23 protein-coding genes are annotated in these 26,700 nt (G+C 58.6%); 15 read left to right on the top strand and 8 right to left on the bottom strand.

From position 1 onward, the window contains the following. Position 1 precedes the first annotated feature (1 nt). The 4 genes from VNL17_10910 (at position 2) to VNL17_10925 (ending at position 7,237) form a co-directional block, all read left to right on the top strand. Positions 2-628: a response regulator transcription factor gene (locus VNL17_10910; GenBank protein HXI84582.1), complete on the top strand. Its 627-nt coding sequence runs from the start codon at positions 2-4 to the stop codon at positions 626-628. Positions 629-923: 295 nt separating this feature from the next. After that, positions 924-1,964 carry a PEP-CTERM sorting domain-containing protein gene (locus tag VNL17_10915; GenBank protein HXI84583.1) on the top strand — a complete coding sequence of 347 codons (1,041 nt, stop codon included), beginning with the start codon at positions 924-926 and terminating at the stop codon, positions 1,962-1,964. A 237-nt stretch (positions 1,965-2,201) separates the two neighbouring features. Beyond that, positions 2,202-3,500 (top strand): MFS transporter, encoded by a 1,299-nt coding sequence (locus tag VNL17_10920; GenBank protein ID HXI84584.1) that lies wholly within the window; start codon positions 2,202-2,204, stop codon positions 3,498-3,500. Then, entirely contained in the window at positions 3,497-7,237 is a 3,741-nt protein-coding gene (locus VNL17_10925) for a family 78 glycoside hydrolase catalytic domain (GenBank protein ID HXI84585.1), read from the top strand. Before VNL17_10920 ends, VNL17_10925 begins: the two co-directional genes overlap by 4 nt. Positions 7,238-7,299: 62 nt before the next feature. Here VNL17_10925 and VNL17_10930 read toward each other — a convergent pair whose 3' ends face one another. Next, positions 7,300-7,764 carry a helix-turn-helix domain-containing protein gene (locus VNL17_10930; protein ID HXI84586.1) on the bottom strand — a complete coding sequence of 155 codons (465 nt, stop codon included), beginning with the start codon at positions 7,762-7,764 and terminating at the stop codon, positions 7,300-7,302. 209 nt (positions 7,765-7,973) lie between these two features. Between VNL17_10930 and VNL17_10935 the strand changes: the two genes are divergently transcribed. The 4 genes from VNL17_10935 (at position 7,974) to VNL17_10950 (ending at position 13,948) form a co-directional block, all read left to right on the top strand. Beyond that, positions 7,974-9,527, top strand: coding sequence for a hypothetical protein (locus VNL17_10935; protein HXI84587.1), 1,554 nt, complete (start codon positions 7,974-7,976; stop codon positions 9,525-9,527). Positions 9,528-9,609: 82 nt separating this feature from the next. After that, positions 9,610-10,560 (top strand): MoxR family ATPase, encoded by a 951-nt coding sequence (locus VNL17_10940; protein HXI84588.1) that lies wholly within the window; start codon positions 9,610-9,612, stop codon positions 10,558-10,560. 5 nt (positions 10,561-10,565) lie between these two features. Then, positions 10,566-11,945, top strand: a complete 1,380-nt coding sequence (locus tag VNL17_10945; GenBank protein ID HXI84589.1) for a DUF58 domain-containing protein — start codon at positions 10,566-10,568, stop codon at positions 11,943-11,945. After that, positions 11,942-13,948, top strand: coding sequence for a transglutaminase domain-containing protein (locus VNL17_10950; protein ID HXI84590.1), 2,007 nt, complete (start codon positions 11,942-11,944; stop codon positions 13,946-13,948). Before VNL17_10945 ends, VNL17_10950 begins: the two co-directional genes overlap by 4 nt. Here VNL17_10950 and VNL17_10955 read toward each other — a convergent pair. Together VNL17_10955 and VNL17_10960 are read right to left on the bottom strand one after the other, a co-directional pair. Then, positions 13,926-14,378: a cupin domain-containing protein gene (locus VNL17_10955; GenBank protein ID HXI84591.1), complete on the bottom strand. Its 453-nt coding sequence runs from the start codon at positions 14,376-14,378 to the stop codon at positions 13,926-13,928. The two genes, VNL17_10950 and VNL17_10955, sit on opposite strands and share 23 nt — an antisense overlap. Positions 14,379-14,436: 58 nt before the next feature. Continuing rightward, positions 14,437-15,186 carry a DUF1223 domain-containing protein gene (locus VNL17_10960; GenBank protein HXI84592.1) on the bottom strand — a complete coding sequence of 250 codons (750 nt, stop codon included), beginning with the start codon at positions 15,184-15,186 and terminating at the stop codon, positions 14,437-14,439. Positions 15,187-15,282: 96 nt separating this feature from the next. On the opposite strand from VNL17_10960, the gene VNL17_10965 reads away from it, so the two are divergent. The 3 genes from VNL17_10965 to VNL17_10975 all read left to right on the top strand — a co-directional run bounded on the left by VNL17_10965 (position 15,283) and on the right by VNL17_10975 (position 19,046). Further along, positions 15,283-16,578: an acetylxylan esterase gene (locus tag VNL17_10965; GenBank protein HXI84593.1), complete on the top strand. Its 1,296-nt coding sequence runs from the start codon at positions 15,283-15,285 to the stop codon at positions 16,576-16,578. An 85-nt stretch (positions 16,579-16,663) separates the two neighbouring features. After that, complete coding sequence (locus VNL17_10970) at positions 16,664-17,833, top strand: DUF4861 family protein (GenBank protein ID HXI84594.1); 1,170 nt, start codon at positions 16,664-16,666, stop codon at positions 17,831-17,833. A gap of 7 nt (positions 17,834-17,840) precedes the next feature. Continuing rightward, positions 17,841-19,046, top strand: coding sequence for a glycoside hydrolase family 88 protein (locus VNL17_10975; protein HXI84595.1), 1,206 nt, complete (start codon positions 17,841-17,843; stop codon positions 19,044-19,046). 19 nt (positions 19,047-19,065) lie between these two features. On the opposite strand, the gene VNL17_10980 is transcribed toward VNL17_10975, so the two are convergent. Then, complete coding sequence (locus VNL17_10980) at positions 19,066-19,932, bottom strand: sugar phosphate isomerase/epimerase (GenBank protein HXI84596.1); 867 nt, start codon at positions 19,930-19,932, stop codon at positions 19,066-19,068. Between the two features lie 130 nt (positions 19,933-20,062). On the opposite strand from VNL17_10980, the gene VNL17_10985 reads away from it, so the two are divergent. Then, positions 20,063-21,688 (top strand): glycoside hydrolase family 28 protein, encoded by a 1,626-nt coding sequence (locus VNL17_10985; protein HXI84597.1) that lies wholly within the window; start codon positions 20,063-20,065, stop codon positions 21,686-21,688. A 7-nt stretch (positions 21,689-21,695) separates the two neighbouring features. On the opposite strand, the gene VNL17_10990 is transcribed toward VNL17_10985, so the two are convergent. Next, a complete protein-coding gene (locus tag VNL17_10990; protein HXI84598.1) occupies positions 21,696-22,736 on the bottom strand; it encodes an RluA family pseudouridine synthase in 1,041 nt (346 codons plus the stop codon). After that, positions 22,733-23,032 (bottom strand): YhbY family RNA-binding protein, encoded by a 300-nt coding sequence (locus tag VNL17_10995; protein ID HXI84599.1) that lies wholly within the window; start codon positions 23,030-23,032, stop codon positions 22,733-22,735. Before VNL17_10995 ends, VNL17_10990 begins: the two co-directional genes overlap by 4 nt. A 47-nt stretch (positions 23,033-23,079) precedes the next feature. On the opposite strand from VNL17_10995, the gene rsmH reads away from it, so the two are divergent. Then, entirely contained in the window at positions 23,080-24,135 is a 1,056-nt protein-coding gene (gene rsmH / locus VNL17_11000; protein ID HXI84600.1) for a 16S rRNA (cytosine(1402)-N(4))-methyltransferase RsmH, read from the top strand. Here the strand turns inward: rsmH and VNL17_11005 are convergent. Beyond that, complete coding sequence (locus tag VNL17_11005) at positions 24,132-24,677, bottom strand: hypothetical protein (protein ID HXI84601.1); 546 nt, start codon at positions 24,675-24,677, stop codon at positions 24,132-24,134. The two genes, rsmH and VNL17_11005, sit on opposite strands and share 4 nt — an antisense overlap. Before the next feature lie 132 nt (positions 24,678-24,809). On the opposite strand from VNL17_11005, the gene VNL17_11010 reads away from it, so the two are divergent. Further along, positions 24,810-25,418: a TetR/AcrR family transcriptional regulator gene (locus VNL17_11010; protein ID HXI84602.1), complete on the top strand. Its 609-nt coding sequence runs from the start codon at positions 24,810-24,812 to the stop codon at positions 25,416-25,418. 9 nt (positions 25,419-25,427) lie between these two features. Here the strand turns inward: VNL17_11010 and VNL17_11015 are convergent, their stop codons facing one another. Beyond that, a complete protein-coding gene (locus tag VNL17_11015) occupies positions 25,428-25,586 on the bottom strand; it encodes a hypothetical protein (protein HXI84603.1) in 159 nt (52 codons plus the stop codon). On the opposite strand from VNL17_11015, the gene VNL17_11020 reads away from it, so the two are divergent. Next, positions 25,585-26,688: an efflux RND transporter periplasmic adaptor subunit gene (locus VNL17_11020; GenBank protein ID HXI84604.1), complete on the top strand. Its 1,104-nt coding sequence runs from the start codon at positions 25,585-25,587 to the stop codon at positions 26,686-26,688. The genes VNL17_11015 and VNL17_11020 overlap by 2 nt on opposite strands. Positions 26,689-26,700 lie beyond the last annotated feature (12 nt).

The following is a 26,700-nucleotide window of genomic DNA, read 5'->3' on the forward strand; positions in this document are numbered from 1 at the left end:
CATGAGAAGAATCCTGGTGATCGAGGACGAACCAGAAATGAGGCGGAACATCATGGCTCTGCTCCGCTATCACGAGTACGAGCCAATCGAGGCTGAAAATGGGCGCAAAGGGGTGGAGCTTGCACGGCAAGAAAGGCCTGACTTGATTCTCTGCGATGTCATGATGCCCGAATTGGATGGCTACGGTGTGTTGCAAGCATTGCAACAGGATGTTGGTCTGGCATCGATTCCATTCGTCTTCCTCACCGCCAAAGGGGATAAGGACGATTTGCGAAGCGGCATGAACCTTGGAGCTGATGATTACCTGACGAAGCCAGTGGCCAACGCTGATCTCGTCCAGGCAATCGAAGCGCGGCTGCGCCGTTCCCAACAAAATGCCAGGCGCGAATTCAAACCCAATTTCTCCTCAGCCGAGCCACTGCTCAAGCTGGGGCTTACTCCCCGTGCCACGGAAACGCTGCTCTGGCTCTCCCAGGGCAAGACAAACTCGGACATCGCGACGATTCTTGGCATCACCGAGTCCACCGTGAAAAAGCACGTGCAGGAAATATTCGAAAAACTCGGGGTTGAAACCCGGGGCGCCGCCACCGTGCGAGCGCTGGAAGTGCTCAACTCGCTGAGGCCGTAAACTTGTACTGGATCGAAAGTGCTACCGGTCTGACATCCGCCCGACGCTGAAGTTGGAACCTGGCCTGCCGCTACCGACGACGAGGCAAGAGCAGCCGATATGTTCCCTTCTTGGGTGGACATTCCGCGCAATTTTTTTTGGAACCACCTCCCCTCCTGTTCCTCATATCCACGCAAAAGCGAATCTGATTGTTTGGAGCGACGATAATCCTTCGCTCCAGTCAGACGCGCGAAAAAAATCAACCATGGAGAACGTTATGAGGAACGAACGTAGCAAAACGAGAACTATAAATGAAATGCCGGCCCTTCGACGGCTGGGGCCAATCGCGCTGGCTTTGGTCCTGTTGGCATCCCAAGCTCTGGCGGTTTCCTTTTCCTTTTCGACCGGCGATCCGGATGGAAAAATCGCCACGCTCTCGCGTCCGTCCAGCCCGGGGAAAAACCAGACCGAGACGGCCGACGACTTCATTCTCACGGAGACAACGCTCATCAACCAGGCAACCTTCACGGGCCTGCTTCCCCTGGGAGTGCCGCTGGCGAGCATCAGCGACGTTGAAGTCGAACTGTATCACGTTTTCCCTGGTGACTCGGATACCAACCGCGTACTGACCGTACCCACACGGGCCAATTCACCCGGCGATGTTGAAATCGACAATGCCACGCGGGATGGAGCCGACGGTTCCCTGAGCTTTTTCGCCACGCTGGTGAATTCGTCCTTCACCGCGTCCAACTCAGTCGTGAACGGCATCAACAAGAGCCCCGGCCAATTCACCAATGGCGAAGGTCCTGTTACTGGACAGGAGGTGACGATCAGTGTGACCTTCAACCCGCCGATCTTGCTTCCCGCCGGCCACTATTTCTTCCGCCCCGAGGTCTTATCGAGCGGCGGCGATTTTCTGTGGCTTTCCGCGCCCAAACCGATCGTCGCCCCTGGCACTCCGTTCTTGGGCGACCTGCAAAGCTGGATACGGAATGACGCTCTTGCTCCGGACTGGCTGCGCATTGGGACCGACATCACTCACCAAGGCCCGTTCAACTCCGCGTTTTCGCTCTCCGGTGAGACCGACGAAGACGGTGATGGAATCCCGGATTCTGTGGATCTGTGCCCGGACACTCCGGCTGGCGCCATTGTGGACGCAGATGGGTGCAGCATCGACCAAATCGCGCCGTGCGCCGGTCCGGCTTCGGGCGGAAGGTGGAAGAATCATGGCAAGTACGTCTCCGCAGTTACCCAGGCGGCGGAAGCATTCGTGGCGCAGGGTTTGATCAGCGCGGATCAGGCGGACGAGATCGAAACGCAGGCTGCTGAGTCTAACTGCGGAGCCAAAGGTCGATAACAACGGAGCACACAGTGCCGCAAGCGGCGCGGCATGATGACGATGACCTTGCGGGCGCCTCTTTCTCCTCCCTTGCAACTGAGGGCGGGGAGTGGAGGCGCCCGTTTGGCGTCCGGTTTGGAGGGTGAGCCTGCCGGCAGCTTCCTATGGATAGGTGTGGGAGGGGAGGACACTTTGTTCGTGGCATAGCCCATACGTTCTGCTAAAAGGCGCTCTACAGTTGGCGTGCTTCGCGGAATGGAATCGGCCTACACACCCAGGCACAGGAACAGACACTACAAGTGGGCTGTCGTCGGCATGCTGTGGTTCGTCTGCTTTTTCAACTACGCGGATCGACAGGCGATTTCATCGGTTTTCCCGATACTGAAGAAGGAGTTTGGTTTCAGAGCGGTGCAGCTCGGGTTAATCGGCTCGGCGTTCATGTGGGTGTACGCGCTCGGCGCGCCGTTCGCGGGTTTTCTGGCCGACCGTCTGCCCCGCAAGCAACTGATCCTCGGCGGGTGCCTCCTGTGGAGCGGCGTCACGGTCATGACCGGGTGGTGCGGTCGACTGTGGCAATTTGTAACCGTTCGCGCACTGGAAGGACTCGGTGAGACGTTTTATTTTCCTGCCACAATGTCGCTGGTGAGCGACTATCACGACGGACGTACCCGTTCGCGGGCGTTTTCACTGCACCAATCGAGCGTTTACATCGGCACCATCGCGGGTAGCTGGGCAGGAGCGTGGTTCGCGGAAGCACATGGATGGCGTACGGGATTTTATTTTTTCGGTTGCGCCGGCGTGGTGCTGGCGCTGGTACTTTATTGCTTTTTGCGGGAACCGGCGCGAGGTGCTGTCGAGGGAGCCGGTCAAGCTGTACTGCCGCCATTGGGTGTACGCGAAGTGGCCCGCGTGATTTTCCGTAAACCGACAGTACTGCTGCTTATGGCCGCGTTTCTCGGTGCGAACTTCGTAGCGACAATCTTCCTCACGTGGACGCCGACATTTCTTGTTGAAAAATTCGCCTTCAAACTCACTGCCGCCGGCCTGTCCGGCAGCGTATACATCCATCTCGCGAGCGCGCTGAGTGTGCCGTTGGGTGGTGTACTGGCCGACCGGCTGGCGCGCCATTTTGTTGGCGGGCGGATGCTGGTGCAGGCGTTTGGACTGCTCGTGGGCGCTTCGTTTGTCGGGTTGGTAGGCCTCACATCGAGTGTCACCACGTTGCTTGCGTCCATGACACTTTTCGGTCTCTCCAAGGGATTTTATGATGCCAACATTTTCGCGTCGCTGTTCGACGTGATTGAGCCACGGGCGCGCGCCACGGCTGCGGGTATCATGAACACGGTGGGATGGGGCGGCGGCGCGCTCGGGCCGCTGGCCGTTGGATTTGCGACACAGTACGGCCGGCATGAAAAACCTATCGACAACATGAGCGAGGCCATTGCTTTTGGCGCGATTATCTATGTCATCAGTGCGGGGCTGTTGTTGTGGGCGGCGTTTGGATTTGCCGGGCGTGATATGGTGCGGGTCGCGACACCGGCCCGAGGTTTATGAAGACCCGATTTCTTGCCTTTCCTCTACTCTTCGCGATCACCGGACTGGCGGCAGCGCCGCGCAATCCCACAGTGATTTCATCCGCGTTCATCAACGAGCGCGCGCCGTATCCGGAATGCCACGCCTCAACGATCGTTGAGGTGGCGCCCGGCAAACTGGTTGCGGCGTGGTTTGGCGGGACGCGGGAACGCGCGCCCGACGTCGGCATCTGGGTAGCGCGACAAGATGGCGGGCACTGGCTTGAGGCGGTGGAGGTGGCGAACGGTGTGCAGACGAATGGCACGCGGCTGCCGACGTGGAACCCGGTTCTGTTCCAGCCGAAGAACGGGCCGCTGGTATTGTTTTACAAGGTCGGGCCTTCCCCGAGCGAGTGGTGGGGGATGATGATTACATCGACGGATGGCGGAAAAAGTTGGGACAAACCAGTGCGGTTACCGGCGGGCGTGTTGGGGCCGATCAAGAACAAGCCGGTGCTTTTGGCGGACGGCGCCTGGTTGTGTCCCTCCAGCACGGAAGCTGGGGCGGCGGGCTGGCGGGTACATTTCGAGATCACGCGCGATGCCGGCAAGACCTGGGAGGTCGTGAGACCGGCGGAAAAGGGAAACAAGTTGGACGCGATCCAGCCGAGCGTGCTCTTCCACCACGACGGCCGGCTGCAAGCCCTTTGTCGTACGCGGAACGGGGTGATCGCCACCACGTGGTCGAGCGATGGCGGAAAAACGTGGGGCCCGTTGGAGTCGGTCGGATTGCCCAACCCGAATTCCGGGATTGATGCCGTTACGTTGGCGGATGGGTGTCAATTGTTGGTTTACAATCATTCGGCGCCGCCACCGGACCGCCCGACGAAAGGCGCTCGTTATCCACTGGATGTGGCGATTTCGTCGGATGGCGTGAAATGGCAGCACGTTCTGACGCTCGAAGATCGGCCGAGCGGCAATGGCTATGCGTACCCCGCCGTCATCCAAACATCCGACGGCCTGGTGCACATCACGTACACGTGGAACCGCCAGCACATCAAATATGTGGTGCTTGATCCAAAGCAGCTTGGAACGACGGCACTACGCGTAACGGATTTGAAGTGCGAATATGCGGTGGATCCGTTGGGCGTCGATCTGGCGCAGCCGCGATTGTTCTGGCGCGTGGCGAGCAACGAGCGCGGGCAGGCACAGACCGCGTGGCAGGTGCTGGCGGCATCCTCGGCGGACATGCTCGCACACGATCGGGGCGATCTGTGGGACAGCGGACGTGTCGCTTCGGATGAAACTGCGTTTATGCGGTACGCAGGTGCGCCGCTTAGATCGTCGCAGCAAGTGTTGTGGAAGGTGCGCGCCTGGGACCGCGATGGGCACGCTACGCCGTGGAGTGAGAACGCGACCTGGACGATGGGGTTGCTCAAGCCAGCGGATTGGGAAGGGAGTTGGATCACTTCGCCGGTCGTGACCGAGTCGTTGCTGCTGCGACAAGAATTTTCCGTGCGGCCGGGATTGCGTCGCGCGGTGGCGTATGTTTGCGGGCTGGGACAATATGAACTCGATTTTAATGGCGCGAAGGCCGGTGAGGACCTGCTGGCACCCGGCTGGACCGATTACGATCGGACGACGCTTTACGACACACACGACGTGACGGCGTTGTTGCGCGAGGGGACAAACACCGTCGCGATCATCCTCGGCAACGGTATGTACAATGTCGTCCGCCGAAACCGCTTCGCGAAATTCATCGGTTCCTTCGGCCCGCTGCGGGCGATTCTGCGCCTGCGTCTCGAATATGCTGACGGCACGGTGGAGTTTGTCGGCACCGATCCGACGTGGCGCACCTTGGCGGGGCCGATCACATTCAATAACATCTACGGCGGGGAAGACTTTGACGCGCGGATTGAACCCGTGGACTGGACCAGGGCAGGCTTCAATGACAGCGCGTGGCCGCAAGCGGTGAGGATGGTCCTGGTCGGCGACACGTTACGCGGCCAGAGTTTTGCGACGGAGCCGTTGCGCGCGATTGAGACGCGGCAGCCCATTGCGACAAAGGCGTTTTCTGACGGCAGTGCGGTTTATGATTTTGGGCAGAACGCCTCGATGATGCCGCGCCTCCGCGTGAGCGGACCGATGGGGAGCGTCGTGCGGCTCACGCCGGCGGAGGTGGTCGATGCCGATGGCACAATCAATCGCAGCACAATGGGAGGCGCGAGCCGCGGCAGTTCCTGGTGGCAATATACCAAGGCGACGGATGGCGAAGAGACATGGTTTCCGAAATTCTTTTACGTGGGGTGTCGATACCTGAAAGCTGAATTTTTCCCGGCGAATGTCGGTGAAACGAATGCATTGCCCCGAATCGAATCACTGGAAGATGTCATCGTGCATTCGAGCGCGGCGCCGATCGGACATTTTGCCACTTCGAACAAGTTGCTCAATCGCATCCGCGACCTTGTACGCTGGGCGCAGCGGTCGAACATGGTGTCCATCCTCACCGACTGTCCGCATCGCGAAAAGCTTGGGTGGCTTGAGCAATATCATCTCAACGGCCCGGCCATTCGGTATGAGTTCGATGTCACACGGCTTTTCGCCAAAGGCATGCACGACATGGCCGATGCGCAGACGGAGGATGGCCTGATACCGACGACTGCGCCGGAATACGCAAAATTCAAAGGCGCCTTTCGGGATGCGACGGAGTGGGGTTCGGCCTTCATCCTCGTGCCGTGGCAGCAATACCAATTCACTGGCGATCTCGACCTGTTGCGTACCCACTTTGATGCGATGAAGCGGTACTTCGCCTGGCTCGAAACGCGCGCGACAGATGACATCGTGTCCGAGGGCCTGGGGGATTGGTACGACCTCGGCCCGAAAAAGCCCGGCCCGGCGCAATTGACACCGCCACCGGTGACCGCCACGGCATTTTATTTCGAGGATGCGGCGATTCTTTCGCGGATCGCGAAGCTCCTGGGCCGTCCGGACGACGCGAAACATTATGCCGATCGTGCAGAAAAGATTCGCGGGAGTTACAACCGCCACTTCTTTCATGGCGACACCGGTTCGTACGCTGCGGGATCGCAATGCGCCGACGCGCTACCGCTGGTGATGAACATCGTTGAGCCCGCCGACCGCGCTCGCGTGCTGGCCGCGCTCGTGCGCGATGTGGGACTGCATGGCGACGCGATGACCGCGGGCGACGTCGGTTTCCGTTACCTCCTCCAGGCGCTTGCCCAAGGCGGCCGCTCGGATTTGATTTACCGGATGATCAACCAGGATGAGAAGCCGGGCTATGGCTACCAACTCAAGAAGGGCGCGACGAGCCTCACTGAATCGTGGGATGCGAACCTCAGCTCGTCGCACAATCACTTCATGCTCGGGCAAATCACAGAATGGTTTTACAAAGACCTCGCGGGCATCGACGTTGACCCGACAGGACCCGGTTTCAAGAAACTCATCCTCCGCCCGCAACCCGTCGGCGATCTCACGTGGGTCGAGGCGAGTTATGAGTCGATCCACGGTCCAATCTCCGTGCGCTGGGAGCGCGACGGCGAACGTTTCGTTTTGAAAGCGACAGTTCCCGCGAACACGACAGCGACCATCTTCCTTCCCGCTCGCGACGGCGCCGTGGTGCAGGAAAGCGGCGCGCCCGCGGAACGGCGTCCGGGAGTGAAGTTCCTTCGCCGCGAAGGCGACCGCGCCGTGTTTGCCATCCAGTCAGGCAGCTACACTTTTGAATCCCGATTCTCCAACCCACAATGCGGACCTCAATAAGGCTTCCGTATTCGGTTGGTGGAGGCGCAATGATTCGCACCCTGAGATTCCACCGCTTGGGCTCAAACGTTGGTTTCTGATGAGGGCAAATTCTCAGCGGTCGGCAGGGAACCGTCCTTTTTGATTCCAGTGAGCTTCGTCTTATCCCCGAACCATGTGATCGCGCCACAACGAGTGCACATACGCGCCACGGTTTCGATGTGGCTGGTCTTGAACGTCCAAAATCTGGTCTTGTCAGGATAAAAATAGTTTAGCCCGGTGGATTGGATCCGCCCCGCAATCAGTTCATTATGGTGGCAAACTGGACAAAACTCCTGGACCGACTCGCTGTCCTTTGCGCTCTTAAAAACCTGGACGTGACTATCCAGATCTTCCTGCAGGAACCGGGTCGAATCTCCGATCTTGCGATAGGTGATCAACTTATCGCGCATCCATCGATAGATCGTCGGTTCGGTGACACCGAGGTATTCGGCAGCTTCTTTGATTGTGTACCAGCGTGGATTCTCGTTCTTTTGCTCAGTCTTCATAGCACCTGCTTTTTTTATATCAGAAAACACTTGCATTTAAACACAAAACACTGTAAATGATAGCGTGTAATAGTCAATAGCTATATTAGATAGTAAATAGCACCCTAAGCAACACAACCAGAGGATCTGTTATGAACGAGTATAATCGATCACCCAGAATTCCCCCTCTGTTAGAACTACCTCATGGGGATCAGCCATTGCTCTACTGGATGAGGCGCTTCTTGGCGTGCAATCCGTTCTATCTGATCAGTGCGGCGTGCCTGCTTTATGGGAGCTATCGATTTACGACTGGCCCGGCCTTCCGCGCGGCAGAATTGGGTCCAGTCTCCACCATCTTCGGTTCTCTTCAAATCTACGAGATGTTGCTGGCCACTACTGCCATCTTTCTCGCTTCTCGCCAGATTTGGTATGACTCTACGCTGCTAGTGACCATGGAGAATATGTTAGTCCTGATCCCATTCATTCTCGTTACATTGGCAGTTTTTTTGGGTACCACTGTGACGTGGGTGGTGTGCGGTACGGGGGCGGTCATGGCCATCTTGAGATTCTGGGGTTTGAAGCGATTTATTCCGGAACTAAACATGCCACCCCGAGCATTGGGCATCGGTTTGCTCATACTGGCGACGAATCTGGCATTGCCCTTCTTCTTCAAGTCGATCCACAAGACCAATCTCGATGCGTTGGGCGGATGTAGTCGTTCTTGTTGGCTGATCCTGCTGCCGCTGCTGTTTGCTTCGGTCAATGTGTTGCCGCGACCGACTCAATGGGGTGGCATGGCCGCGCAACGCAGTTGGTTGCCACTCGGTTTCGCAGCAATCTGGATAACCGTGAGCGCCGTCCATTTGTGGTGTATCGGTTACATTTACGACCTGGTCTGGGAGATATCTCTTGTGGCGCCACTGTTGTGGGTCGCGACCTGGACTTCGTACAATCGGATCTCCGATTTTGCTCCTAATCCGCCATCAGGATGGCGCATCGCTTCGTTGGCGCTTCCTGTCCTGACAACATTGGTTGGTGCCTGGAATGGCGACAGCGAGATTGTGTTGCTATTGGCCGTGCTCAACGCCGCCGTGTACGCCGGCATCTATGCGCTCCACCGGGACAATCGCGTGGCCTTTCATCTCCTGCTCATCTCCCTGGCAACGCTGGTCGCGGCGATGCCCGAGAGCTTGGGAAAGGTCCTCATTCCGCATTATAGCCGGGAGCTGTGCGTCATGGGCGCGATCATCGGTTACGTCATTCTTCGGGCAATCCTATCGACCCATCCGCTCGCGGCAGTGGGCGGAGCGGTGGCCGTGACCGGTGCCGCCAGCTACCTGCTTGAACGTTTCTCGCAGGGCCCCGAATTCGGTATTCAATTCGGGCTGGTATTCCTGTTGGTGCACAGTCTGGCTTGGCAGGATGCGCGGCATTCCGGCGCCAACGTCTTGCGCATCATCGCCGCGTTGGCTTGGACCGCGCATTCGACTGTCTGGGTGCAGAATAACCACGGAATCGCCGGCTGGACGGTGTCGGCACTCGCCGTATTCGTGCTGGGCTGTTATCTGGCAGCACGACTAATCTGGCAGCACCGGGCGTCCTTGGTGGTGCCGGCCACCGCGTTGGTGGTTCTGGCACTCATGCCGGGCAAATCGGTCGTCATGTCGGCCACACACGCTCCCGCCGGGCTTTTGGCGGTCTTGCTGGCCTTTCTGTTGTTCGTCGTCGGCACTTTCGTCGCCTTGAATAAGGACACATGGATTCCATCACACAAGTCTCATTGAACGTGGCGGGTTCCTCCACAACAGACTTGCTTCCGCCCCTGTTTGTGGTTATGGGAGTCGCGTTCCAGCCGAGAGGCCAACCATGACAACCAGTCACTCGCTGACACCACGAGAAGTGTACCAGGCAATCGCGGCGAACATTGAAAAGGTGATCAAGGGCCAAACCCTTGCCACGCGTCGATTGCTGGCTGCGTTCGCCAGTGGGGGACACGTGCTCCTCGAGGATTTTCCCGGCACCGGCAAGACCACCCTGGCCAAGGCGTTGGCGCGCTCCGTCAATGTGGAGTTCAAGCGCGTCCAGTTCACACCCGACCTCCTGCCGTCCGACATCATGGGTGTCTCGATCTTCGACCAGCGTGATCGGGAGTTCCATTTCCATGAAGGCCCGGTTTTCACAAACATTCTGTTGGCGGACGAGATCAACCGCGCCTCGCCGCGGACCCAGTCGGCCCTGTTGGAGGCCATGGCTGAAGGACAAGTCAGCGTCGAGGGCGAACGCCGACCGCTGGCCCAATTATTCTTTGTGGTCGCCACGCAGAACCCGGTCGAGTTTCGCGGCACCTATCCGTTGCCGGAAGCGCAAATGGACCGGTTCGCGATGCAGTTCGAGTTGGGTTATGTGTCACCCGCAGAGGAGGTCGCGATCCTCACCGATCAGGTTCACAATCATCCCCTCGATCACATTACTCCGTGCGCCAACGCGGAAGACGTACTTCGACTGCGCCGCGCCGCGACGGAAATCCGGATTAGCGACGAACTGAAACGTTACATCGTAGACGTAGTCGGGGCGACCCGCGGGGTCAGCGGCGTGCAACTTGGCGCCAGCCCGCGCGCGTCGCTCGCCATGATGAAGACGGCACAGGCACTGGCATTATTTGACGGCGGCGAGTTTGTCACCCCTGAGCACGTACAAGAGGTGGCGGTGCCAGTAATCGCGCACCGTTTGGTGATCGACCCCCAAGCGAAATTCTCCGGAGTGACGGCGCGCGCGGTTGCCCAAGAAATCCTGCGCCGGATTCCCGTGCCGGCCTGACGGCCATGTACCGGAGGCTCCTCTACCGCAACTATCGCCGCAACTTCGGGCTCGCATATTGGTTGCGCCGTCGGTTCACGAATCCCGGTAAGTTCGCCCTGGCGTGCCTGCTGGTGGCGACCGCTCTCGGCGCCGACACAAACCAGACCACCGCGTATCAAGCGTGCGCGTTCCTGACAGTGGTGTTCGCCATCTCGGTGCTGTGGACTGTCCTGAGACTGCCAAATCCCTTTCTCCGAACCGCCCGGTTATTTTCCGTCCAGAGAACGTCGCCGCGATTCGGTACCGCGGGCAGTCCCGTGGCCTATCTGGTGACAGTAAAAGTCAATGGAGCGTATCCGCAGCGCGGCGTCACGTTGTTGGAGGATTTGGAAGACCCAAGGCCGTCGTGGGACGAGTTTTCTAAGCGCCCGCGCGGGAAGGCACACGGCGTTCTCGTTCGACTCGACCGGCTTTTTGGATATTCCCACTGGGTGCGGTTGGTGGCAAGGCGACAGCCGGCGGTGATCCGGGAACATACCGTTCCGGATTTGCCGCCACACGGTGAAGTAGATCTCCATGTGGAGTTCACTCCCCGGCACCGCGGACGCATCCATTTCACCGGCATGACCCTGGCCCGGTCGGATGTCTTTGGATTGGTTCGTCGTCATTGGCGGGTGTCGCTGCCGCAAACGTTGCTGGTGCTGCCGAGGCGCTACATACTCCCGCGGCTGGCCCTGCCGGGAAGCAGTGAGTATCAACCGTCCGGTGTCGCGCTGGCTTCCGCGGTGGGCCAGTCGGACGAGTTCATTGCGTTGCGCGATTATCGTCCCGGCGACGCGTTACGGCACATCCATTGGAAAAGCGTGGCCAAGGTCGACCGGTTGATTGTTCGGGAGAATGAAGACGAGTTTTTTGTGCGTCATGCCCTGATCCTCGACACATTTGCCGGGGTTGAACAGGAGGAGATCTTCGAAGAGGCAGTGTCCGTCGCCGCCTCGTTCGTTTGCTCAATTCAGACACAGGAGTCGCTGCTGGACCTTTTGTTCGTCGGCGCGGAAGCGTACTGTTTTACTGCGGGACGCGGCGTGGGGCATGTGGATCGGATGCTGGAGGTCCTGGCCGGCGTGGATTTGTGCAAAGACAAGGCCTTTCCATCGCTGGAAACTCTCGTCCTCCAGCACGCGTCGCAGGTTAGCGGTTGCGTATGCGTTTTCCTGTCTTGGGACGAGCCCCGTCAGCAGCTGGTCAGATTGCTCCAGTCACTGCGGGTTCCCGTGCGCGTCTGCGTGGTAACCGACGACCATGAGTCCGGTTCTCTCGAACCCGGACCGATGAAAGATCAACCACGGAACTTTCACCATTTGCGCACAGGGAACATTCAGGAGACATTGTCCCGGCTATGAACCTGCCCCCGCTGTTCATCGGCTTCACGCTTCTGTTCTGGGGTTGGGAAGTCGGCCTGCTTCCCATGGCTGCGGTCGCTGCCATGATCCTGGAACTCCCGCGATGGGTGCGCTGGCGTTGGGATTTTTCCGACACGGACATGAACCGCATCTGGGATTTATGTGAGATCCTGTTTCTGGGAGCGGGAGTATACGGTTACGCCACAACCGATGTGGCCACCGGCCCGGCAAAGTTTATCCCCTGGCTGCCGTTGATCTTCTTCCCGTTCGTCGCAGCCACCGCCTACAGCGCTGACGACCGCGTCCGTTTGAGCACGTATTTTTGGCTTTTACGCAGGAAAGGCCGCGCGGTTGCGTCAACGAAACCGTTGGGTTGGTTCGTGCCGTACTGGTATTTCGTGGTTTGCTTCATCGCCACGAGCATGATGAACGTGCGCGACCTGCGATTCTACATAGGAGTGGTCGCGCTCGGTGGCTGGCTGTTGTGGATGTTTCGCAGTCGCAGCGCGCCGGTTTGGACGTGGCTGGGGCTGATGGCGATCGTTGGTATAGTCGGGTTTGAAGGGCAGATTGGACTAACCCGCCTGCAAGCGCTAGTTGAAAACCGGGCCGCCGAGATGCTGGAAGACCTGTATTCTCCGGACACCGATTACACCCAGACCCGAACAGCCATTGGTTCGGTCGGCAAACTCAAGCTCTCGGCCCGGATCATCCTGCGCGTCGAAACCGACGGCCGACATCCGCCGCCGGAGCTCCTGCGCAGAGCGAGCTTCAATGTCTACCAATCTGCCGCCAACAACGCCACCTGGTCTGTCGGCGGGGCCGAGTTCAGTGCGGTTTCTCCAAGCCCGGAGTTCGGGGTCTGGACGCTCGCCTCGGGCCGGGACACTTCGTCGGTCGCGACGGTTTCCATGTTTTTGCAACAAGGCACCGGGATCCTGCCGTTACCCAATGGACCGGCTGTTCTCGAGGGGTTGCTGGCCGTCCAGGTGGAGACTAATCGTTGCGGATCCGTGCGGGTGCATGAAGCCCCGCCATTTGTTCGGTACACGGTAAAATATGGCGGCGCATCAACTCTTGACGCACCGCCCACTCCGGCCGATCTGGAGATTCCCGCATCCGAAGCTCCGGCGGTTGCGAAAACTGCAGGAGACATCGGGCTCGGGTCGCAACCGCCCGCGGCGGTGCTGCAACGCGTCCAGAATTTCTTCCAGGAGAAATTTACCTACAGCCGTTACTTGGAAGAGACCGACTATGATCCGACAGGGCGCAATACGGCGCTTAGCCAGTTCCTGCTGCGCGACCACGCGGGGCATTGCGAGTATTTCGCGACCGCCGCCACGTTGCTTCTCCGTCAGGCGGGTATCCCGGCCCGGTATGCCATTGGCTTTGCCGTGCCGGGAGAAGAGAGCGGGCCGGTGTACCTCGTACGCGCGCGCCACGCGCACGCGTGGACGCAGGCTTATATCAACGGGACCTGGAGAGACTTCGACGCCACGCCCGCGAGTTGGAATGAAGCCGAGGAAGCGCAGAAGACAGCCTTCGAGCCGGTCACCGACCTGTTTTCATGGTTGCAGTATTCTTTTGCGCGGTGGCGCTACTATGGCGAGCGCGGCGCCATCCGTAAAGTCCTCCTGTGGCTTGCGCCCGTTCTGTTGGTCTGGTTTTCCTGGCGTCTCTTTTCACAGAAACGTCGCACGCAACACCCGGACTCGCGACCGCGTGGCGAGAAATTCCATGGCGTTGGGCTTGACTCGGAATTTTATCTCATCGAAAAGCGCCTCGCACAGGCCGGCATCCCGCGTCGTGGCGGTGAGCCCTTGAGAGCGTGGGTGGATCGCGTGGAGACCACGCGGCACATCGGCGCGATGATCCCGTCCCTCCGCGATATTATCGCCCTGCATTACGCTTATCGCTTTGATCCTCGGGGCGTCACGGACGCGCAACGGCACGAACTCAGATCCCGTGTGGATACCTGGATCAAGGGCTCGACTTGTCACTGATCGGTTTAACGATGAAATAGAGGAAGGGATTGCTGGTTTCGGTGAATTGGTGCGGCGTGCCGTTGGGAACGATGATCACATCACCCTTTTTGAGGTGGTGTGTATCACCGCCTGTAATCGACGTGCCGCGAAGCTGCCCGGGCGAGACCAATTTACCGTCCACCATCGTGCCGCCGGTCACGAAAGTCGCGGTGCCATCCACCACGTAGATCACGTCGGTTTCTTGCGTGTGCAACTCGACCAGTCCAGGTCGCTCGCGTCGGCCTGCGTGGACCTTGTAGCCGGGGGTTTCGATCAACGGCACGCCTTTGGCGAACGCCGCCGAGACCTTTCCGTTGTCGATATAGGTGACCGGGGCGACCGCCTTCGGTTCGGAGAGCGCCGTGGAAGCGAACATTCCTGCCATGGTGATTGCAATGAAGTTCTTCATACGATAACTCCTTCAGTTCCAGATTACCTGGGACCACGTCACTCCACAAGAAGCGCGCTCACAAATGAATGGCCGCCGCCCCGAAGATGGCCATCGTGTGGCGATCCTGCAGGAAGGCGATTACCTGCAGATCCCGTTTCGGCGACGAGAATTCCGATTCGAGGCCCACGCTTCCCGTCGACGCATCGAGTGGCAGCGTGACGAACTTTCGCACCACGTTTGTATGCGACAGCGCGCGGCCGGCGTTTTCGCCGCGGCGCACCTGGGAGACCAGACCCGATTCGACGACCGCGACGCACAGCACGGCGTTCTTCGGCGCGCCGGAAACCTGATACTCAATCTTCCGTTCGCCCGCGTCGGTTGTCGCGTGAAGCGTCACTGCCGCCTGCGCCGGGAGGGCGAGGGCAGCATCGACCGCTTTCCGTGCCCGCCGGCCATCCGACCCGATGAACTCTGTGTTCCCATTCACAATCATCTGCGGCGTGTAAGATTGCTTCACGCGGAGAGCGGCGCCGTACTGCTCCTGCCGTTCTGAGGAGTCCGTCAAGCTAAAGGGATCCTTCCAGCCGAGATAATTCCAGTAATCCACGTGGAATGCCAGCGGGTAAATTCGGCGGCCATTCTTCTTTGCATCGTCGGCGAGTTCAGCCAGGACCCTGTCGGCGGGCGGGCAACTCGAACAGCCTTCCGAAGTGAACAATTCCACGACCGCAAACGAGGCTGCAGCCGGCTCCAGTGCGATGATGGTTCGAGCGGTGGTTAGAAGATGAACGCAAATCACCAGCAGAAAGAAGGTGGGCTTTCGCATGCTGGGACTTTGATGTCTCACCGGGCAGGATCGGTTCGTGGTTTGAAAGCATAATTGACGTTTCTGGCCAGTCGAGATTAGGGTTCAGTTTTGGCAATGACCACTTATTATACGAGACGTCTCGGCACCCTGGGCGTTGCGCTTTTCTGTTTCACAACCACCTCGTGCCAAACACCGTCCACGTCCGAGCAGGGCCACGAGTATCTGGATTCTTTGCTTCAGATTCTGCCGGAAGCGCCGACAAATGGGCCGGCCTTGTGTCAGGGCGGCTATCTCAAACCGGAACAGGGTAAAGCCGTGCTCGACGCGGCGTTGGCGCAATTTCCCAATCGTGAGTCATGGGACGCTTACGCCCGTCATTTGCGCGCGCGCATTCAACAAGGCGCGGGTCTCGCGCCGTGGCCACGGCGAACCCCGCTAAATCCCATCATTCGCGCGCGGCGCATCTATGACGGTTACACCGTTGAGAATGTCGCGTTCGAATCGGTGCCGGGATATTTCGTCACCGGAAATCTTTTCCGTCCGCTGAATGCCACGCCGCCCTACGCAGCCGTTCTTGCGACTCACGGTCACGCAGGTAAGATCAAGAAATCGGAGGACTACGACCACTACACCCGCTTTGCTCCGTCCATGCAGACGCGTTGCGCCGCGCTTGCACGTATGGGCGCCGTCGTTCTCTCGGTAGATATGTTCGGCATGGGTGACTCCATCCTTGAAGTTGGCGAGGAGGCGCATCGGCATCCGTTCTCGATGACTATCCAAGCCTGGGACAACATGCGGGCGATAGATTTCTTGCTCTCGTTGGAAGGGGTTGATCAGCACCGCGTGGCGGTCACCGGGGAATCTGGCGGCGGCACGCAGGCTTTCCTGTTGACCGCGCTCGATTCGCGCGTGGCGGTCAGCGTGCCGGTGGTCATGGTGTCAGCGCACTTCTTTGGGGGCTGCCCTTGTGAGAGCGGGTTGCCGATCCACCGGAGCGCCGATCATTTTGCGAATAACGCCATGATCGCCGCGCTGGCCGCGCCGCGACCGATGCTGGTTGTTTCAGACGGCAAAGACTGGACCGCCAACGTCCCGAGGGTGGAGTATCCGTTCCTGCAGAAAATCTACGCGTACTACGGCGCGGAAGGAAACGTTGTGAACGTCCACTTGCCGTTGGACGGGCACGATTACGGGCCCTCGAAGCGCGCCGCGATGTACCGATTCATGGCTGAGCGACTCGGATTGAATCTGGCCGCCATCCAGAACGCCGATGGAATAATTGACGAATCACGGATCACCATCGAGCGTTCTGTACCCATGCACGTTTTCAACGATGAATTCCCACTGCCCGCGCGCACACTGCGCGATGCAGCCGCGGTCGAACACACGTTGCGAGCACTCCAGCGGTAAACGCCAGATTTCTTGCCATTACGCTGCTTTTTGCTTTACGCTCGCAACATCAGCGAGTCACCCGACGAAGGAGAGAGGATTTTGCATGAATGGAATTAAAACAATCCTAACCATCACGCTGCTCACTTCGCTGCCGGCATTCTGTCAGGGCGCGACCAGCGAACTGAAGGTCAAGGCGGTCAACACCCTGGAAATTGCCCGTCCCAGCCAGACGATTGAATTATCAGCCCAACAACTCGCGCCACTGGGTGAAAAGGACCTGCGCAAAATCCACGTCAAGGACGCCGCCGGCAAAGAACTGCTTTGCCAGGCGGTGGATACGGATGGCGATTATCATCCGGACGAGGTGATTTTCCAGGCCGACTTCGCCACGGGTGCGACCAACAGTTTCACGGTCACGGTCGGCAAGAAATGGGACTACACCAAGGACCAATTCAAAGCATATGGGCGCTTTGTCCGCGAGCGTTTCGATGATTTTGCCTGGGAAAACGACCGCATTGCCCATCGCACCTACGGCAAGGCCCTGGAAACGTGGAAGGAAGAGCCGTTGACCAGCAGCGCCATCGACGTCTGGACCAAACGGGTTTCATCCCTGGTGATCAATGGCTGGTACATGCTGGATAATTATCACCTCGACCATGGCGAGGGCGCCGACTTCTATTCAGCCGGCTCGACCCGGGGCAACGGCGGTGACGGCCTTTGGGCCGGCGACAAACTGTGGGTCTCCAAAAACTTCGTTGACGCCCGCGTCCTCGCTTGTGGCCCAATCCGCGTGATGTTCGAGCTGACCTATGAACCGTTCGACGTCAATGGGACAAAGGTCTCCGAGGTTCGCCGAATCAGCCTCGATGCCGGTCAAAACCTGGACCACTATCAGGTGACCTACAAACCGGAACGGTCGACCGCGCTGACCGTGGGTATCGGCGTCAAGAAAAAGGACGTGACGCAGACGGATGCGAAGATCAGCCGCTGTTCGCTGACCACCTGGGAGCAGTTGAGAGATGACAAGTTGGGGGGAAGCCACCTTGGCCAGGCAATCGTCCTTGATCCAAAACTGTTGGTGAAGACGGCGGAGGACAACTTGAACTACCTCGTGCTCGCGAAAGCGTCCAGGGACAACAGCATCTCTTACTGGGCCGGATTTGGTTGGGACAAGAGCGGCCAATTTGCCGACTATGATTCGTGGAAGGCGTACGCGGATGAATTTGCCCGCGGTGCGCTCTCGCCAATCGAAGTCACCGTGTCCGCCAACTGATGTGAACATGAAGCGTATCTTCGCGGTGATCTTTCTTATCGCACCGTTCCTTTACGCGGCAGATGCTCCGCCACCGCAAAAGCTTGTGGGGGGCACACCGTTGCAGTGGTCGGTTCGCATGGCGGACTCGGAAATGGCCCGCCGGGGTGACAGCCTGGCGTGGAAGGAGGGCGGCGCGGCCAAATGGGATTACACCACCGGCCTCTTTACGCTCTCACTTCTCAAACTCTATGAGCGGGTGGATGATCCACGCTACCTCACGTTTGCGGAAAACACTATCGGCTCATTTATTTCGACGAACGGCGCGATCCATGGGTACAAGTTTGAGGACTACAGCCTCGACAACATCAATCCAGGCAAGACCGTGATCGCGCTTTACCAGATCACGAAGGAGGAACGGTACAAGAAAGCGGCCGACCTCCTGCGTAAACAACTCGACGTTCAACCGCGTACAGCGGAGGGCGGGTTCTGGCACAAGCAACGATACCCGCACCAAATGTGGCTCGACGGCCTTTACATGGGCTCGCCGTTCTACACGGAACACGCAAAACTTTTCCGTGAGCCAACCACTTCGTTCGACGACGTAGCGAAACAGATCCGACTCGTGGCCGCGCACACCTACGACAACAAAAGCGGTCTATTCTATCACGGCTGGGACGAGACGAAGGAGCAGGCGTGGGCCGACAAAACCACTGGCACCTCTTCGAATTTCTGGGGCCGCGCCATCGGGTGGTATGCCATGGCGCTGGTGGACGTGCTCGACGATTTCCCAAGAGATCATCCTGCCCGGCCGGAGATCATTGCCACCTTGAAGAAACTTTGCGAAGGCGTTGTGAAACACCAGGATCCGGAGAGCGGACTGTGGTGGCAGGTTCTTGACCAGGGCGGCCGGCCGGGCAACTACCTTGAAGCGTCCGCGTCGAGCATGTTTGTGTACGCGATGGCCAAGGGCGTCAACCGAGGCTACCTCCCCCGCGATTATGTGCCGGCAATCGTCAAGGGCTACAAGGGCATCATCAACAAGCTCATCAAGACCGACGCCAAGGGAGGTATCTCGTTGACACAATGCTGTTCCGTGGCTGGTCTCGGCGGCGGTCGCGACGGCTCCTTCGCGTATTACATCAAGGAACCCATCGTGGACAACGACCTCAAGGGCGTCGGACCTTTTATCCTTGCAGGAATCGAAATGCAGTCGCTCCTTGGCAACCGATAAAATTGAAGAGGCGGGCGGATTATTGCGCAGGCGCCGCAAGCTTGGTCACTACGTCGGTGAAGCTGTTCACGACCACCGCGAGATTCTTGATCAATTCCGGGCCACTGCCCCGCGCGGATTGGACGCAGAACGCGCCCTTGAACTTTTGTTGCGCGAGTTCTTTCAGGACATCTGAAACGGCGGCAGTTTCCTGCGGGCCGCTGCTGTCCTTGAGGTAAACTTCAAAAATGTGGCCTTTCAGTTTGCGGACGCAGTCCAAAGGATCCTGGCCCGCACGGCGCCAATCAGCGACGTCGACACAGACGCCGATGCGCGAGGAACGCTCCTGGACAGCGTGAAGAAGTGCGTCGGCATCGACGTACGGGGGCAAACCCGGTTGGCTGAGGATGGCGACGTTGATCTGGTATTCGGTTGCGAGCTTATCGAGCATTCCCAAGGAATCGCTGGAAGGCGTGCCGACAATATTCCTTGCCTTGAGGCCGCCGGCGAATTCAAAAACCTTGCGGGCATCGGCTTCGTCGCGACCGAATTCCGCGACGCCATAGCTGACAACATCCAAATGGACCTCTCGTAGCGCGGCGTTGAGCGTCTCGAGATCTTTCGGTGCCATGGCCGGCCCGGCTTTGATGTCCTTGTGGTCCGGCGACACCGATTGGTCCGGCGACAACTCAAGGTGATGAAAGCCGTTTGTATGCACAATCTCGAGCATTTCCGTGACTGCGAGTTCGCGGAATGTCGAAGCCTGACAGAGCAATTGCCACGAGAGTTTCTTCAGGCCGGCGTGATCAATGTGGATTACTGGCGGAGTTGTTCCGGCTTCGTCCGCAGCGCGCGCCACCCTACAGAACAGGGTCAACACCAGAGCGGCCATGGTGGAAAGTCGCATGGGAAGCATGGTTGAAGAAGGGGGCAACGGAGTCAAGAGCCAAAGCCTATTGATGCTACACGTTTACACCCTAATATGTTTGCACCGGCACAAGCCTTCGCGTTAGGAAACAACCAGGAGTTAATCCATCATGAAACACACACGCGTAATTTGCCTTGGCTTTCTTCTGGCCGGAGGATTCATCGCGGCGCCACTTCATGCTGCGGTCTTTGACGTCAAAACATTCGGCGCGGTGGGCGACGGCAAGACCGTTGATACCACCGCCATCAACAAGGCCATCGATGCCGCGCACGCAGCGGGAGGTGGCACGGTACAATTCCCGCCGGGTACATACCTGAGTTTCTCGATTCATCTCCAAAGCAACATCACACTGTTCCTGGAGAACGGGGCGACGATCCTCGCCGCCGACACGCCACCGGAAGGCGGCGGTGATTACGATCCACCCGAGACGAATGGTTGGGACAAGTACCAGGACTTCGGGCACAGCCATTGGCACAACAGCCTGATCTGGGGAGAGGATTTGGAGAATGTTTCGATAATCGGTCCGGGTTTGATCTACGGCAAGGGGCTCAGCCGGGGGAGCAGCGCCCGCAACCGGGCGGCGACCAATGCCCCTCCTGCGGAAGCGCATCGCGACGGGGACAGACCCGAGTATCCCAACCCACGCGACACACTTGAAGCGGGCATTGGCAACAAGTCGATCGCGCTCAAGAACTGCCACAATGTCATTTTGCGCGACTTTTCCATCCTGCACGGGGGTCACTTCGCAATCCTTGCAACCGGCGTGGACAACTTCACCCTCGACAACCTTAAGATTGACACCAACCGGGACGGCATGGACATCGATTGCTGCCGCAACGTGCGGGTCTCGAATTGCAGCGTGAATTCGCCGTGGGATGACGCCATCTGTCCGAAGAGTTCCTACGCCCTGGGTTATCTCCGGCCGACCGAGAACCTTACAATCGTCAATTGTTTCGTCACCGGCGGTTACGAGGAAGGCACGCTGCTCGATGGCACCTACAAGCGGTTCACCGGCATGGAAACGAACCGGATCGGCCACACCGGTCGCATCAAGTGTGGGACCGAATCCAACGGTGGCTTCAAGAACATCACGATTGCCAATTGCGTCTTCGATTACTGTGGCGGTCTGGCGCTGGAGAGCGTCGATGGCGCCATCCTAGAGGACGTAACCATCGACAACATTGCCATGCGCGACATCGTGAACTCGCCGATCTTCATTCGCCTCGGCAATCGCGCGCGGGGCCCCAACAATCCGCCCGTCGGCGTCATCCGTCGCGTCAACATCAGCAACATTGTCTGCTCCAATTCCAACTGGCGCCTGGGATCGGTCATCAGCGGTATTTCCAATCACCCCATCGAGGACCTGCACATCAGCAACATCCACTTCGTCTATCAGGGTGGCGGTGACAGGACGAATGCGACTGTAGAACCTCCCGAAGGTGAGAAGCTTTATCCCGATCCGGGTATGTTCGGCACGATGCCGGCCTATGGCTTCTTTATCCGCCATGTAAAAGGTCTCGAAATGGACCATGTCGACGTGAGTTACGTGAAGGATGAGATGCGCCCCGCGGTCGTGCTCAACGACGTGGCTGGCGCTGAATTCGACCGTGTGAAAGCCCGACGCACACCCGATGTGCCTTTCTTCGTCCTGCACAACGTCAGCGGTTTCACGCTACGCAACAGTCCGGGACTGACCGACACAAACCGGGTGACAATCGACCACGATTCGTTTTGACCGGCTGCTATGGTCGCGCGTGGCCGCTGCGCAGCGTGGCTTCGAGTTGCTGCATGTCCTTTGGCAGCGCGGCGGTCCACGTCATGCGGGTGTCGGCTTTGGCTGGGTGGTCCAGGGTGAGGATTTCGGCGTGCAAGGCCTGACGCGGGAAATCGATGCGCGAAGCTTTTGGGGCGTCGCTGTGATATTTCGGATGATACGTCCGGTCGCCCAATAGCGGCAAGCCCGCGTGGGCGGCCTGGGCGCGGATCTGGTGTTTGCGACCGGTTTCGAGACGCAGCCGCAACTTTGTGACGATTTCCCGGCTGCCCGCGAGCTTGAATTCCTTGATCACTTCGTAATGGGTGATCGCTTCGGTGGCCTCTTCGCCGGCGCCCTTGGCCTCAGAGTCGGTGATGACGAACTGACGAAGTTCATCATCCCGCAGCCGCAACCAGTTTCGCCACGTGCCCTTCGCCTGCGGCGCGCGGCCTTCCACATAAGCCACGTACTCCCGCTTCATGGTGTGCGTCTGCAATTGATTGATGAGATGCTGCCGCGCCGCCGGATTCATAGCCATGCAAAAGACGCCGCTCGTGTACTGGTCGAGACGATGCACCGGTAGGGGAATCAGCCGTCGATAGGCGGGCGGCAACGAATACCCACGACCGTCAAGGCCGCGGTCATATGCGCGCAGCTTGCCGTCGAGAAAGTCGGCGAGGATGCTGAGTGCGGACAGATCGCCGTGCTCCGCCGGCACGGAAAGCAAGCCCGGCCCCTTGTTGACGACGGCGAGCGCCGCGTCCAGGTAGAGCACGGCGACGCGCGGATGAATCTGCCACCCATCAGCTCCACAATCCAATGCCGTGGCGCGACGGTCGAGGAGTTCCAGTGCATTGTGCGGGTCGGGAATCGACTGGTTCGGCAAGCGCACGATTACCCCGTTCACGCTCACCCGGCCCGCTGTGATCCATTGCTTGGCCCGCTTCTTCGGTGTGTCCGGATATTTCCGCAACAACCATTCCAACAGTGGCCGTTTCACCTGTTCCGTGGAGTCTTCCGCTGTCATTTGTCCAATAATATGTGCCGACACGCGGGATCGGCCTGTTCGCGATACAACACGGTCACATGTCCGACAATCCACACCAGTTCACTGTGGGTGCGAGCGGCCATCTCCGCGGCGAGGGGTTTTCTTTCCTCTTTGAAAGCGGCGAACTTGATCTTGATGAGTTCGTGGTCGTTGAGTGCCTGCTCGACACTGGCCAAAAATGCGTCGGTCAATCCTGCCTTACCGACGTGCAGGACGGGGTCAAGCTGCTGCGCCAGCGCTTTCAATTTGCGAAGCTGTGCATTGGACAGACTCATGCACTGACTACTCTAGATTGTTTCCGCGTCGAAAGGTACAATGAATTATGAGCGACAGCCCGACGCCCGAGCAAGTTCCTGCTCCGCAACACAAACGGCGCGTACGCTATTCTGGAAAGAACCCGCGCCGATTCGAGGACAAATACAAGGAGCGCAATCCCGAGCGTTACCCCGAGGCCATTGCCAGAGTCCTTGCTTCTGGCAAAACGCCCGCTGGCACGCACCGGCCGATCATGGTCGCGGAAGTTCTCGAAATGCTGAATCCGCGGTCGGGTGAAATCGCCGTGGATGGCACGCTGGGCTACGGCGGTCACGCGCGGGAACTCTTGCCGAAGTTGCAACCCGGGGGACGTCTCATCGGCCTGGACGTTGACCCCATCGAGTTGCCGAAGGCGGAGGCGCGATTGCGTGCGCTTGGGTTCGGACCGGAAACTTTCGTGGCACGCCGCAGCAATTACGCGGGACTTCCCAAGGTCCTCACCGCCGAGAAACTCGCCGGTGTCGATATGGTTCTCGCCGACCTCGGTGTTTCTTCGATGCAACTCGATGATCCGGGGCGCGGCTTCTCAGCCAAGTTTGCGGGCCCGCTCGATATGCGGATGAACCCACAGCGCAGGCAGCCCGCCTCTGCGTTGCTGGAGCGGACCACTGCCGAAGAACTCGCCATCTTGCTGGAGGAGAACGCCGATGAACCGCGGGCTGCCGTGCTGGCCGGGGTTCTCGCCGGACAGACATTTCCGACCACGACCGCACTGGCTCATGCCATTCGCCAGGCTCTTCAGCGCAAAGTGGTGGATGACGAAATGGATAATTCCATTCGCCGCGTCTTCCAGGCGCTACGCATCGCCGTGAATGACGAATTCTCGGCGCTGGACAGTTTTCTGCGAAATCTTCCCGGTTGCCTGAATCCCGGTGGGCGCGTTGCCATCCTGACGTTCCATTCCGGTGAGGACCGCCGCGTGAAGAAGGCTTTTGAAACCGGTTTGCGCGATGGTTTCTACGCCGACATCGCCCAGGAAGTCATTCGCCCTACGCCCGCAGAACGCCACGACAATCCCCGCTCCAGTTCGGCCAAACTCCGTTGGGCGCGCAAGCAGGATTAGAACTTCAGAGTCGTATCGATTTGGAAACCGATGGACTGATGACCGTTTGGGAAGAGCGGAACAGGGTCGGAACCGGCGTCGTCTCCCAACCTGTCTTCAACAAACGCGGCGACGCCGAGTCGCCACCAGTTGCGGACGTTATAGTTGGCCTTAAGCACCTGCGAGCGGCGGTCCGAAAGAGTTAGTTCCGTGCTGGCATCCGCGATCGCCTGCCAGGAAGTATCGATAGTCGCCAATTTGCGACGGTAAGCCAATTGCCATTGGCCCTGCTGCTCGCCGTCACCGAACGCGACTCCGGCGATCACGCCATCCATTTGGTCCAACGTCAGTGGCAGGTTCCAGACCCCCAGCTGTTCAAAATCCTCCTGCGGCGTATTCACATAATCGCCGCTCAACGTAAGCACACTCTGGGTGCGGAAGAACGGTCTGTCCGAAAGCATCGTCCTGAAGGCTGACGCAACCTCATTTGTCTGCGCCCGTACGGTCACGGCGGCAACCAAATAGGCGAAGCAGGCCGCGATCAAAACAAGCATTTTTCTCATATATTCCAAGTTATTCTACCACATGAAACGACGCTGTCCACGCCAAGTTAAATAGTAGTTGACTGTTTAGTCAAATTGGATTTAAATTCGGTTGCGTTGCGAAATTGGGTCAAGAAACGAGAGGACTGAATTATGGGACGTGTTAGCGATGCGAGAGAGAAGTTGATGGAGGCGGTACTGGAGTTGATCCACACGGGCTCATACGGCAGCACCACCATCGACCACATTTGCGAGAAGGCTGGCGTAAAGAAAGGCAGCTTCTACTATTTCTTCGACTCAAAATCAGATCTCGCGATTGCAGCTGTGGAAGCGAAGTTTCAAGAGAATCGCGAACGAACAGACGCGATTTTTTCTCCTGCAATTCCACCGTTGGAACGGATTCATGGAATATGCCAGTACCTCGTCGAACGGCAGAGTGAGCTTCAAAAAAAGCATGGACGCGTGCTCGGCTGTCCGCTGCATTCGATGGGTTCCGAGGTGAGCACGGAAGAGCCGGAACTGTGCGCGAAGATCCAGGAGATTATGGTTCATCATCGGAAGTATTTGGAGTCGACAATTCGGGACGCGCACTCCCAGGGACTCATCCATGCCCCCGATCCCGCCGCGAAAGCAGAAATGGTTTTTGCGTACTACGAAGGTCTCTTGACACATGCCAGGATCCAGAACGATCTTTCCGTGCTCGACGAGATGGAAGAAGGAACAATGTCGCTGTTGGGGGTCAAAGAAACCGTTTCAACTTAAGAACATCTACTATAACTCAGAGATCAAACGCGCTATGAAAAACTCATTCCCAATCAGCGAGAGCACAGCGACCTCCTCCTCGGCGACTTTCAGCAATGCCCGACCGGAAAGTAAATCACAGCCAGCACGCAGTTCAAAACCCGGAATGGCCAGGCGAATGGTAGTCATGCTGGGACTGATGCTTCTCTTCATTGTGGCGATTGGCGCCTGGAAACGCTGGCAGATTAAAACGGGAGTTGCTATGGCCGCGAAATTTGCGCCACCTCCCACCGCGGTCACGACAGCTATGGCCAAGACAGAGCGCTGGCAACCAGTTTTGAGCGCAGTGGGTTCGCTGAAGGCCGTCAATGGTGTCACCGTCAGCACGGATTTGGCGGGGATCATTTCGCGGATTTCTTTCCAGTCTGGCGCCACGGTGAAAAAGGGAGACCTGCTGGTCAAACTGGACAGTTCGCAAGAAGAGGCCCAGCTGCATTCCGCGGAAGCGCGTCGCGACCTTGCGAAATTGAGCCTCGACCGCCAGCGCGATCTCCGGGCCAGTGGGGCCGTCTCGCAGTCGGACTACGATTCCGCCGAAAGCGAGTTTCGCCAAGCGGCCGCGGCTGTTGATGACGCGAGAGCGCACATCGCCCGCAAGACCATTACGGCCCCATTCGATGGACTGATCGGCATCCGGCAGGTGGACCTTGGCCAGTACCTGGATGTCGGCGCACCCATCGTGCCGCTACAGTCGACCGACCCGATCTATGTGAACTTTTCGCTCCCACAGGAAAACCTCGGTCAGATTGCAATTGGAAAAAAGCTTCACGTCAAAGCGAATGGGGTCGCGGGCGATCAGTTTGAAGGCGAGATCACTGCGGTCGATTCCCGCTTCGATGAATCGACGCGGAACATCCTGATCCAGGGCACGGTGGCGAACGCGGAAAACCGCTTGCGCCCCGGCATGTTCGTCAATGTCGAGGTGATCCAGCCGGAGCAGGACGTCGTTTCCATTCCGGCGACCTCGATCAATTACGCGCCTTATGGCGATTCGGTTTTCGTCGTCAAAGAAATACAGGGGCCCGACGGCAAGTCCTTCAAGGGCGCGCTGCAGCAATTTGTAAAAACCGGTACGACACGCGGCGACCAGGCGTCGATTATTTCCGGGGTCAAGGCAGGCGACGAAGTGGTCAGCTCCGGGGTCTTCAAGCTGCGTAGCGGGATCCCGGTGCAGGTGAACAACAGCGTTCAGCCGGGAAATGAAGCCAACCCGACCCCACCCAATCGGTGAGCCGCATCCCGG

This window comes from Verrucomicrobiia bacterium, from assembly GCA_035577545.1.
Lineage (GTDB): Bacteria > Verrucomicrobiota > Verrucomicrobiia > Palsa-1439 > Palsa-1439 > Palsa-1439.